The sequence below is a fragment of the Streptomyces sp. Ru73 genome, from assembly GCF_002920575.1.
Taxonomy (GTDB): Bacteria; Actinomycetota; Actinomycetes; order Streptomycetales; family Streptomycetaceae; genus Streptomyces.
Genome location: NZ_PQSQ01000001.1, coordinates 200669 through 212237, shown reverse-complemented (window position 1 = coordinate 212237; position 11569 = coordinate 200669). Strand labels below are relative to the sequence as shown.

The following is an 11569-nucleotide window of genomic DNA, read 5'->3' as shown; positions in this document are numbered from 1 at the left end:
TGTGCCGGGCGAGCATTCGCCAGGGTTCGCCAGGGTGCGCCAGATGGTCTGCCACCCGTAGCCGCGTGTTCTGTAGAGATGCAGCCCCCGGCCCGGTGGCGGAAACGCATTCCCCAGGGTGTCGCAACCCTCACCGGGCCGGAGGCGCACCGCCACTCGTCGGCGCACGAAGGGACCTCATCCACCCATGTACGCAGCATCGTCCGCCGCGACCGCCCCGCCCCGGCCGTACCGTCCGCAGCCCACGGGCAGCGGTCCGTACCTCGATCCCGCCCACTCCGCGGGAATGGCCGCGGGGCCCCCGGGCGGCCGCATCAGGCGGGCGCAGGGGCCCGGGCCGCAACCGCTGAGCGGAAGACTCGACTTGTCCGGACCCCAGGGCGCGCAGCTGCGCGCGGCGGTCACCTCGGTGCAGCGCATCTGCCCGGAGTTCAACCCGGTCCAGGTGCTGCGGCGGGGCGGGAAGTCCGTGCTCCTCGTCGGCACGACGGGGCGCACGACCGCGGTCGCGAAGGTTTTACTGGACCACTCGCCGGCCTGGGTCGAGCGGTTCCGGCACGAAATAGCTGCGTACCGCGCCTTCGTACGCCACCGGCCACCGGTGCGCGTGCCGAGGTTGGTCGCCGCGGATCCCGACAACTGCACCCTCGTCATCGAGCGCATGCCCGGCCGGGTCGCGGCCGTGCAGCGCCACCCCACGGAGGCGCCGCCGCGTGCGGACATCCGTGCGGCCCTCGGCGCCGTCTGCCGGATCAACCTCTGGCGTCCGCCGGCCGGCATGTTCGACGCGCCGCTGGACTACGCGAACCGCATCGGGCGGTACCACGACCTCGGGCTGCTGACCGACCGTGACCTGGGCGACCTGCAGAAGCTGATGCACGGCCTCGCGCACTCCACGGGCCAGTTCTGCCACGGTGACGCGCTGCTGAACAACGTTCTGCTCTCCCCGGCCGGCCCGGTGCTGCTGGACTGGGAGCACGCCGGCTGGTACCTGCCGGGTTACGACCTGGCGACCCTGTGGTCGGTGCTCGGTGACGCACCGGTCGCGCGCCGCCAGATCAGCCAGCTCGCGCAGGCCGCGGGTCCCGCCGCCCGGGACGCCTTCCTGGTCAATCTGATGCTGGTACTGACCCGGGAGATCCGGCGCTACGAGACCGCGGTGCAGCGGACGATGCGGGAGGAGGCGCCGCCCGGCTCCTCCGGTACGGGACAGCCGGGAGCGCCCGCCGCGGGTGAGGAGCAGCGCCTGCTGCTGCGGCGGCTGCACGACGACGCCCAGATGGCGCGGCGTGCGGTGAGGGCGGCGGTCGGCACCCGCTGATCCGCTGACGGGGGGACGGAGCGGCGCGCCTGTGCTGGGGCGCGCCGCTTACGTATGTGCGCATCCGGTCAGGGGTGGCGTGCGGCGGGGTGGCGTACGGTCGCGGCCATCGGGGCATCACCCAGTCGCACCATGCGGCGGTGTGGTTCCCGAGTGTGTTACGGACCGGCGTTTCGCCCCGGCATTGGTCTACTCGACTGACGCGTCCCAGGCCCGGGGCCCGGTACCCGAGAAGCCGCCCCGGACCCCGCGCCGACCTGCGGAATCGACCGGTTGCGGGGTGATTGACGGATCGTCGGCGAACCGATACCTCTTGTCGGGTTCCCGCACGCCCAACGGCGCACCATCCGCCACACCGCCCGGTACGGGCCGGCCCGAGGAGGCTGCATTGCGAGGATCCGCTTCCTACGGCGTCGCCAGACGCGACGCCCTCCGCACCCGCAGAACGACCAGGAGGGCGGCGACGGCCGCGGCGGCGACCGCCCTCCTGCTGCCACTGGTCTCGGCCGCGCCGGTCGCCACCGCCGGCGCGGACGCCGGCTCCCTCCAGCGCGCCTTCGCCGACGCCGCCGCCAAGTACGACGTGCCGCAGAGCGTCCTGCTGGGCGTCTCGTACCTGGAGTCCCGCTGGGACGGCCACCGGGGCGCGCCCAGCGTGGCCGGCGGCTACGGCCCGATGCACCTCACCGACGCGCGCGCCGCGCTCGCCAAGGAGGCGCCGCACCACAGCGAGGGCACCGAGGACGCGCGCGGGGACTCCTCGCGCGCCCGCAAGACCGCCGAGGCGAAGCTGCCCGACGCGTCCGAGGTACCGGCGCGCCTCAAGACCCTGTCGAAGGCCGCGCGGCTCACCGGTCTGCCGGCGCGCGAGCTGCGGGAGAACGCCGCGGCGAACATCGCCGGCGGCGCGGCCCTCCTCGCCGACCAGCAGCGCCGGCTCGGCCTCGAGGCGAGCGCCGACCCCGCCGACTGGTACGCCGCCGTGGCCCGCTACTCCGGCGCGAGCGACGCCAAGAGCGCCACCGTCTTCGCCGACCAGGTCTACGACACGCTGCGCAGCGGCGCTTCCCGGACGACGGACGCGGGCCAGCGGGTCACCCTCGCCAAGTCCCCCGGCCTCTCCCCCGACCGCGCCCAGACCCGCGCGCTGGGCCTGCGCAAGGCGCCCTCGGAGGGGACCGAGTGCCCGTCGAGCGTGTCGTGCGAGTCGGTGCCGGCGCCGTACCAGGAGTTCGGCGACGGCGACTACGGCAACCACGACCTGGCGGACCGCCCCGAGGACCAGAGCGTCGACTACATCGTCATCCACGACACCGAGGCGACGTGGGAGACGACGCTGAAGCTGGTCCAGGACCCGACCTACGTGTCCTGGCACTACAGCCTCCGCTCCTCCGACGGGCTGATCGCCCAGCACGTCCGGACCAAGGACGTCGGCTGGCACGCGGGCAACTGGTACATCAATTCCCGCTCCATCGGCCTGGAGCACGAGGGCTTCCTGGTCGCGCCGGACGCCTGGTACACGGAGGCGATGTACCGGACCTCCGCGCGGCTGGTGCGGTATCTGGCGCACAAGTACGACATCCCGCTGGACCGGCAGCACATCCTCGGTCACGACAACGTCCCCGGCACCACCACCGCGTCGATCAAGGGCATGCACACCGACCCGGGCCCCTACTGGGACTGGGACCACTACTTCGCGCTGCTGGGCCGGCCGCTGACGCCCACCGGCGGGCCGCGCGGCGGCCTCGTCACCATCGACCCCGAGTACGACACCAACCAGCCGCAGTACACCGGCTGCGAGAAGGCGGGCCAGCCGTGCGCCGCGCACGGTTCGGGTGCCGTACGCCTGTACTCCGCGCCCAGCGAGGACGCGCCGCTGGTGAAGGACGAGGGGCTGCACCCGGGTGGCGCGGCGTCCACCACCGGGGTGAACGACACCGGCGCCCGCGCCAGCACCGGCCAGCAGTTCGCGGTCGCGGACCGCAAGGGCGACTGGACGGCGATCTGGTACCTCGGCCAGAAGGCGTGGTTCCACAACCCCGGTGACGAGCCGACGGCGCTCAACGCCAGGGGCTGGGTCGCCACCCCGAAGGAGGGCAGGGCCGAAATCCCGGTCTACGGCCGGGCGTACCCGGAGAAGGAGGCCTACCCGGCGGGCGTCCCGGTCCAGGCGGTCTCGCCGCTGCCGTACGCGCTCAAGGCGGGCCAGCGCTACGCCGTCGGCGACCGGACGCGTGGCGAGTACTTCTACGCACCGACGTTCGACACCAGCAAGCACGCCGTCGTGCGCGGCAAGGACGTGTACTACGAGATCCAGGTCGGCCACCGGGTCGGCTACGTCCGGGCGGCGGACGTGGACATCCGCTGGTCGGGCCGCTAGCGGCACAACGGCGGCCGGCGGGTCCTCTTACGGGCCCGCCGGCCGCCGTTCCGTGTCCGCGGTTCAGCGCCCGCCGGCCACGTCCCGGCTGCGCTGCTCGATGCCCGGGCCGCCGTACGGGTAGTCGGCGGCGCCGGGGTCGCTCACCTTGTCCAGCCGGGCCCGCTCCTCCTCCGACAGCCGGAGGCCGGTGACCGCGAGGTTGTCGTCCAGCTGCGCCAGGGTGCGGGCCCCGAGGATCACCGAGGAGACGGCCGGCCGGTCGCGCACCCAGGCGAGCGCGACCTGCGCCATGGAGACGCCGCGCTCCTCGGCCACCGCGCGCACCTCGTCGACGACCGCCCAGGTGCGCTCGACGCGGCCGCGCCGGTCGTACGCCTCGACCCCGCGCTCGGGATTCTCGCCGAGCCGGGTCGCGCCGGCCGGCCGGGCGTCCCGCCGGTACTTCCCGGTCAGCCAGCCGCCGCCGAGCGGGCTCCACGGGAGCAGGCCGAGCCCTTCGGAGACGCAGGCGGGGACGATCTCCCATTCGATCTCGCGGGCGAGCAGGCTGTACTGCGGCTGGAGGGTGACGGGGCGGGCCAGGCCGCGGAAGTCCGCGACGTCCACCGCCTTCTGGACCTGCCAGCCGGTGAAGTTCGACAGCCCTACGTAGTGGACCTTGCCCTGGCGGACGGCGTCGTCCAGGAAGCGCAGGGTCTCCTCGACCGGCGTCAGCGGGTCCCAGGAGTGCACCTGGTAGAGGTCGACCGTCTCCACGCCGAGCCGGCGCAGCGAGGCGTCGAGCGCACGGCGCAGGTGGCGGCGGGAGAGGCCGGCGCCGTTCGGGTCGGCGGCCATGGGGAAGCGGCCCTTGGTGGCGAGGACGACGCGGTCGGTGACGTCGGCGGGCCGGGACGCGAGCCAGCGGCCGATGATCTCTTCGGACGCGCCGGCGGTGTAGACGTCGGCGGTGTCCACGAGGGTGCCGCCGGCCTCGACGAACCGGTCGAGCTGGGCGTGCGCGCCCGCCTCGTCGGTCTCGTGCCCGAAGGTCATGGTGCCGAGCGCCAGTTCGGAGACGGCGCAGCCGGTGGACCCGAGGGTGCGGTACTCCATGTCAGGTGTTCCTTCCGTGCGGCCGGTGGTCACAGGGCGAGCCAGACCGCGTGGTCCGGCGCCAGCCGGCCGTCCGCGAGCGGTCCGCTGGCCAGCAGGATCTCCTTGTGCTCCGGGAGGGGGTACGGCTCGGCCGAGAGGTTGACGACGCACACGAAACCCGGCTCGCGGCGGAAGGCGAGGACGCCGGCGGGCGCTTCGAGCCAGGTCATCGTCCCGTCGCCGAGGGCCGGGTGCTCCCGGCGGACGCGCAGCGCAGTGCGGTACAGCGCCAGCATCGAGTCCTCGTCGCCCTCTTGCGCGGCGACGCTCAGCTCGCGCCACAGCGGGGGCTGGGGCAGCCAGGGCGCGCCGGTCGCGCCGTCCGGGCTGAAGCCGTACGGTGCGTGCTCCCCGGACCACGGGATCGGCACCCGGCAGCCGTCGCGGCCGCGGTCGGTGTGACCCGACCGCTCCCAGGTCGGGTCCTGGAGCACCTCGTCGGGCAGGTCCTCGACCTCGGGCAGCCCCAGTTCCTCGCCCTGGTAGACGTACGCGCCGCCGGGCAGGGCCAGCATGAGGAGCGCGGCCGCGCGGGCGCGGCGGGTGCCGAGCGCGAGGTCGAGCGGGCCTTCGGGGCGGTAGGACTCGTTGGCGCCCCACTTCTTGACGACCTCGCGGCCGTAGCGGCTGGGGTGGCGCACCACGTCGTGGTTGGAGAGGACCCAGGTGGCGGGGGCGCCGACGGCGCCGAGCATGGCGAGGGAGTCGTCGATGACCTGGCGCAGCTCCTTGGCGTCCCAGCTCGCCATGAGGAAGTCGAAGTTGAAGGCGGTGTGCAGGCCGTCGCGGCGTACGTAGGCGGCGAGCCGTTCGGGGGTGTCGGCCCACGCCTCGGCCACGAAGGCACGGTCGCCGGGGAACTCGTCGGCGACCCGGCGCCAGGCGCGGTAGATCTCGTGCACCTCGTCGCGGTCCCAGTGCGGGTGGTCCAGGTGCTGGCCCGGGACGCGGTCGGCGGGTGCCGGGAGGTCCGGCAGGTCGGGCAGTTCGGGGTGCTTGACCAGGCCGTGTGCGACGTCGATGCGGAAGCCGTCCACGCCGCGCCGGAACCAGAACCGGAGGATGTCCTCGAACTCGGCGAGCACGTCCGGGTGGTCCCAGTTGAGGTCGGGCTGCTCGGGCGCGAAGAGGTGGAGGTACCACTGGCCGTCGGGCACCCGGGTCCAGGCGCGGCCGCCGAAGCAGGACTTCCAGTCGTTGGGCGGCTCGGCGCCGTCGGGGCCGCGGCCGTCCCGGAAGACGTACCGGGCGCGCTCGGGACTGCCGGGCCCGGCGGCCAGCGCGGCGCGGAACCACTCGTGCTGGTCGGAGGTGTGGTTGGGCACGATGTCGGGGATGACGCGGAGTCCTGCCGCGTGAGCCTCCTCGATGAGCGCCTCGGCCTCCTCGACCGTGCCGAAGCGCGGGTCGATGGCGCGGAAGTCGGCCACGTCGTAACCGTGGTCGGCCTGCGGGGACTTGTACCAGGGATTGATCCAGATGGCGTCCACGCCGAGCGACTTCAGGTACGGCAGGCGGGAGCGGATGCCGGCGATGTCACCGATGCCGTCGCCGTTCCCGTCGGCGAAGCTGCGGATGTAGACCTGGTAGATGACGGCGTCGCGCCACCAGGGTGCGGTGCGGGTCATGTGCGGTGCGCTCCTTGTCTGACCGCGTGACTGCGCTGTCAGCCGCTTTCTGAGCAGGCGGGAGGGAAGACGTTCATGTCAGAGACCTGAGGAAGGGCGAGGGATGCGCGAGCGGGCAGACGGCAGCGGTCACTCCGTAACAACGCTTGCACGCTAGGAGTGCAGGCAAGCGAAGTCAACGCATTACACGGGGGTAAGTTGATGACAGCGCTGTCCTACTCCTGTTGCCCGTGGGCCGGCGGCTGCTAACTTGCCGCCATGCCACCAGCCCAGCGGCACCACCCCACGCTGGCCGACGTCGCCCAGCGGGCCGGGGTCTCCGCCTCCACCGTCTCGCGCACCATGCGCGGCCTCCCGACCGTCTCGCCCGAGGTGCGCGCCCGCGTCGAACAGGCCGCGCGCGAACTGAACTTCGTGATCTCCCGGCAGGCGTCCAGCCTGGTGACCGGCCGTACGGGCGTGGTCGCCGTGCTCGCGCCCACGCTCAACTCCTGGTTCATCGGCTCGGCGCTCTCCAGCCTGGGCCCCGTGCTGCGCGCCGCGGGGCTGGAACTGCTCGTCTACGTCATCCCCGACATGACGGAGCGGACCGACTTCTTCGAGCGGCTGCCCGCGCGGCGCAACGCGGACGCGCTCCTGGTGTTCTCCTTCGACCTCTCCGAGGCGGAGAGCGCGCGCCTGGACGAGCTGCAGATGCCGGTGGTCTACCTCAGCCAGCACGCCGAGGGCCGGCCCAGTGTGTACGTGGACGACGTGGCCGGGGCCCGCGCCGGGACCCGGCATCTGCTCGGCCTCGGGCACCGCCGGATCGCCTTCGTGCAGACCACCGGGGCCAGCGGCTTCAGCTTCAGCTCGCACGAGCGGCTGCTCGGCTACCAGCAGGCGCTCGCCGAGGCGGGGGTGGAGCCGGCCGGCGAGCTGGTGGTGGCCACGCCGCCCGGGCACAAGCGGCGCACCGCCGAGGCGGTCGGGCGGCTGCTGAGCCTGCGCGAGCCGCCCACCGCGATCTTCGCCGAGCAGGACGAGGTCGCCGTCTCGGTGCTGTGGACGCTGCGCAGGGCCCATATCGACGTGCCCAGACGGATGTCCGTACTCGGCTTCGACGACCACCAGATGGCGGAGTGGTCGGACCTCACCACGATCGCGCAGTCCCCGGAGGACATCGGCCGGTCGGCCGGCGAGCTGGCCCGCGCTCTGATCAACGACCCGGAGGCGGACCTGGCCCGGCACATCGTGCTGCCCACCCGGCTGATCCCGCGGGCCACCACGGCACCGCCGCCGCAGGCGTCGCAGACCCCGGCGGAGTGAACGCGTACGGGGTGACCACAACGCGTACGGGTGACCGCAACGCATGGGTGACCCCAATGCGTGGGTGACCGCCGCGCGCCGCCCGAGGGTCGTTCACTCCTCCGTGCGCGGCACGCGGTGGCCGGGGCTCAGCCCTGCTGGAACATCTCCGCCGGCAGCGGCTTGAGCAGCGCGTACAGATCGTCGGTGATCGGCCGGTCCCAGCTGGCGATGGTGACCAGGACGTTGTCGCTGCGGTCGAACTGCACGCAGGAGATCCGGCCCTCGGAGCACTTGATCCGCTTGACGATCAGCAGGTTGTTGTCGTGCATGACCGGGATGTCCTCGGTCTCCACGACGGTGACGTCCTCGTCGTTCCCCAGCGCGTCCAGCAGCTGCGCGACCTCGAAGGGCACCTCGCCCTCGCCGAGCTCGCGCGCCGGGGAGCCCTCGGGGAGGTTGCCGATGATCATCGCGGGGCCGCGGCCGCCGAACAGGTCGTACCGCAGGAAGACGCCCTGGCAGGTGCCGTCGGGCGCGGGCAGCAGCCCGGCACCGAGGTTGCCGGGCCAGTCCCCGGGGTCCATGGCAAGCACATCGAAATCTGGCCCGGCAGGCACGGCGCTACGGCGACGGAGGAACGACATACAGCCATCGTACGTGGCGCGCCGGGGCGGCATCCCGCGGTACCGGGCGGCCGTCGTCCTCCGGAGCGCCGGGCGGCGGCACCACGGCCGTCCCGTCCCCGGCGGCCGTCACCCCTCCGGCGCGGCCGGCGGCGACACGGCGGCCACCCCCGTGCTCTCCAGCAGCCGGGAGAGGCCGCTGCGGTCCGTGCCCATCTTGCGGTAGACCCCGGAGAGCAGCCGGCTGACGGCGGGCACCTGGGTGCCCAGCTCGACGGCGATCCGGTCCTTGGTCCAGCCCTGCACGACCCACTCGGCCACCGCCCGCTCCTGCGTGGTGAGCGTGTCCGTGCCGGAGCTGCGCAGCTGGAGCGGGCGCAGCCCGGCGGCGGACAGCTCGTCACGGGCGCGGGCCGCCAGCGCCTCGGCGCCGCAGTGCAGCGCGCCGTCCAGGCCGCGGTAGAGGCGGTCGGCCGCGTCCTGCGGCAGGCCCGCCCGGCGCAGCGCGGCGCCGTGCTCCACCAGCGCCTGGGCCAGCTCGAAGGCGGACGGGGACCGCTCGAAGTGGCGTACCGCCTCGGCCAGCAGCTTCATGCCCTCCGCGCCGCCGACCACGCCGGCCTTGCAGAACAGCGCCTGCCCGATGGCCGACTCGGTGCCGAAGTCCTGGGCCCGCTGCAGCGCCTCGTCGGCCAGGGTGAGGGCCCTGGCCCGGTCGGTGAGGGCGATCGCGCGGGCGAGGTGCAGCTGCCAGGGGCACCAGGCGGGGTTGCGCATGCCGCGCGGCTCCAGGCGCCGGCCGACGGCCGTGAGCTGGTGTTCCGCGTCGCGGTGCAGGCCGCGCGCGAGCAGCAGCTCGCTGTAGACGGTCTGCGAGTCGGGGTAGACGACGGCGTTGGGGACGACCTCGCCGTAGCTGTAGGTGTCGGCCAGCTCCTGGGCCTCGGCGACGCGGCCGCGGGCGAGCAGGATCTCGATGAGGATGCCGATGGCGAACCACTGGGCCGGCACCCGCTGCCCCACCCGGTGCGCGATCCGCAGGCCGCCGTGGACCAGGTCCTCGGCCTCGGCGAGCCGGCCGCGGCGGTAGCGGATGTAGCCGAGCAGGGTGTACCCGAAGGAGAGGTGGGCGCCGCGCCAGCCCTTGCGCTCGCACTCGGCGATGCCCTTGTGGAACAGCTCCTCGGCGCGGCCCGGCTGGTCGCAGTACATGAAGGTGAGGGCGACCAGGACCGGTACCTCGAAGCCCCACTCCTCGTCCGTCCACGGCAGCCCGTCGCCGAGCGCCTCCTCGGCGTAGTGCAGTGCCGTCTTGGCGCTCTCGCCGCGCACCATGGCGTCCCAGGCGCGCAGCCCGAGGATGTACCGCTCGGCCATGCCGCGCCCGGTGAGGTGGTCGGCGAGCTTGGCCAGCAGCCGGGAGCGGGCGGGCGAGTCCTGCTCGTCGGCCCGGAAGGCGTTCCACATGAACTGCTCGGCCTGCATGCGCAGCCGCGTCCGCGCGTTCGTCGCCCGCTGCGCCTCGGCGGCGACGACCTGTGCCGCCTCCTCCATGCGGTCGGCGTGCCCGAGCGCCTGCGCCAGCTTGTACGTGATCGTCTCGCGCAGGTCCGCGTCCAGCTCGTGCTCCTCCAGCGCCGCACGGAGGTGGTTCACCGTGGTCGCCGGCTCGCTGAGCAGGGAGGAGCAGCCCAGCTCGAAGAGGACCCTGGCGCGGTCCTGGAGGGCGGGCGGTTCGCGCAGCGCGCGGGCCAGGCAGCGGCGGGCCGCGTCCGGCGCGCCCGCGCGGAAGTACTCGCTCGCGGCCTCCCGCAGCCGCTGCACGACCCAGTCGTCGTGCTCGGGGTGCATCTCCAGCAGGTGCCGGGCGGCGGCCGTGGCGCCGAGGCCCGCGTCCACCACGGCGGCGGCCGCCTGGCCGTGCAGGGCGACCCGGAGCGCGCCGGGGATGGCCTGGTAGACGGCGCTGGCGACGAGGGGGTGGAAGAAGCGGAGGTTGCCGTTGTCGGAGGAGCGGGCCGGGGCGAGGATGCGGGCGTCGCGCAGCTTGTCCACGACGTCGGCGGCCTGGACGGCGCCGAGGCCCGCGACGTTGGCGGCGAGCGTCGGGGAGACCTCGGTGCCGAGCACGGCGGCGGCCCAGGCGAAGCGCACTGCGGCGGTGCCGAGCCGCTCCAGGCGCTCGATGAGGCCGCTGTCCTTGATGGCCATGACCAGCTCGCGCAGCTGGGAGACGTTGGCCTGCTGCGGCTTGATGCCGCGCTCGCGGATCTTGGCGCTCAGCTCGACGACCTCGTACGGATTGCCGCCGGTGACGGCCCAGCACTCGCGGCAGAACGCCTCGTCGGCGCCGTCGCCGACCATGTGGGTCACCACGCGCCGGACGGCGTTGGGGGTGAGCGGGGTGAGCTCGAAGGGGCGGGAGCCGCCGCGCTCGGCGATCCGGCGCAGCGGCCCGGCGCCGGCGGGCAGTTCGTCGGGGCGGTACCCGACGATGATCAGTATGGGGAGCTCCTCGGCGCGCGCCGCGAACGCGGTGAGCCAGGCCAGGGACTCGGGGTCCGCCCAGTGCGCGTCGTCGAGGATCAGCACGACGGGCGAGAAGTGCACGGCGAAGCGGGTGACGACCCAGTCCAGGCCGTCCCGCACGCCCTGCGGGTCGGGCGAGGCGCCGCCCTCCGCCGCCACCAGGCCGACGGCGGGCGCCACGATGTCGTACCACGTGCCGAGGATGCGGCGGTGCTCCTCGGGCGACTCCGCCGCGAACACCGGCTGCACCAGCTGCCGTACGACGTGGAAGGCCACTTCCTGCTCCTGCTCACCGCCCCGGGCGAGCAGGACGGTGCAGCCGCGGGCGATGGCGCGCCGGCGGGCCTCGGTGATCAGCGCGGTCTTGCCCATGCCCGGCGGTCCCGCGAAGGCGAGCAGGCCGCCCGTGCGCATGCCGCCGTCGCCCTCCCCCGCACCGCAGAGGTCGGTCAACATGCCGTCCAGCGCACTGAGTTCGGTCTCCCGCTCGAGCACCGGCCGGCGCATGCGGCCGGACCGCCCGATCATCTCCGCCATGTTCTGGTCCTTACCCCTCCGCATATAACGATGAGACTAGCGCCGTGGGACGTCGCGCGGACCGGCCTCGTCAACTTCCGACCATGAACCCGCGGGGCGCATCAGCAGCCTCTGCGCCGCC

7 protein-coding genes are annotated in these 11569 nt (G+C 73.7%); 3 read left to right on the top strand and 4 right to left on the bottom strand.

The window, feature by feature from the left end; genetic code table 11:
- Positions 1 to 187 precede the first annotated feature (187 nt).
- Positions 188 to 1321 (top strand): aminoglycoside phosphotransferase family protein, encoded by a 1134-nt coding sequence (locus C3486_RS00950; protein ID WP_103830549.1) that lies wholly within the window; start codon positions 188 to 190, stop codon positions 1319 to 1321.
- 388 nt (positions 1322 to 1709) lie between these two features.
- The gene (locus C3486_RS00945) at positions 1710 to 3701 is read left to right on the top strand and encodes an N-acetylmuramoyl-L-alanine amidase (protein WP_103830548.1); all 1992 of its coding nucleotides are present in this window, start codon (positions 1710 to 1712) and stop codon (positions 3699 to 3701) included.
- A 63-nt stretch (positions 3702 to 3764) separates the two neighbouring features.
- Here the strand turns inward: C3486_RS00945 and C3486_RS00940 are convergent, their stop codons facing one another.
- Positions 3765 to 4799 carry an aldo/keto reductase gene (locus C3486_RS00940; RefSeq protein WP_103830547.1) on the bottom strand — a complete coding sequence of 345 codons (1035 nt, stop codon included), beginning with the start codon at positions 4797 to 4799 and terminating at the stop codon, positions 3765 to 3767.
- 29 nt (positions 4800 to 4828) lie between these two features.
- The gene (locus tag C3486_RS00935) at positions 4829 to 6469 is read right to left on the bottom strand and encodes a glycoside hydrolase family 13 protein (protein WP_103830546.1); all 1641 of its coding nucleotides are present in this window, start codon (positions 6467 to 6469) and stop codon (positions 4829 to 4831) included.
- 258 nt (positions 6470 to 6727) lie between these two features.
- On the opposite strand from C3486_RS00935, the gene C3486_RS00930 reads away from it, so the two are divergent.
- Positions 6728 to 7777 carry a LacI family DNA-binding transcriptional regulator gene (locus C3486_RS00930; RefSeq protein WP_308461206.1) on the top strand — a complete coding sequence of 350 codons (1050 nt, stop codon included), beginning with the start codon at positions 6728 to 6730 and terminating at the stop codon, positions 7775 to 7777.
- A 128-nt stretch (positions 7778 to 7905) separates the two neighbouring features.
- Here the strand turns inward: C3486_RS00930 and C3486_RS00925 are convergent, their stop codons facing one another.
- Both C3486_RS00925 and C3486_RS00920 read right to left on the bottom strand, forming a co-directional pair.
- On the bottom strand, positions 7906 to 8403 hold the full coding sequence (locus tag C3486_RS00925) for a hypothetical protein (protein ID WP_103830545.1): 498 nt from the start codon (positions 8401 to 8403) through the stop codon (positions 7906 to 7908).
- A gap of 108 nt (positions 8404 to 8511) precedes the next feature.
- On the bottom strand, positions 8512 to 11448 hold the full coding sequence (locus C3486_RS00920) for an AAA family ATPase (RefSeq protein WP_258052512.1): 2937 nt from the start codon (positions 11446 to 11448) through the stop codon (positions 8512 to 8514).
- Positions 11449 to 11569 lie beyond the last annotated feature (121 nt).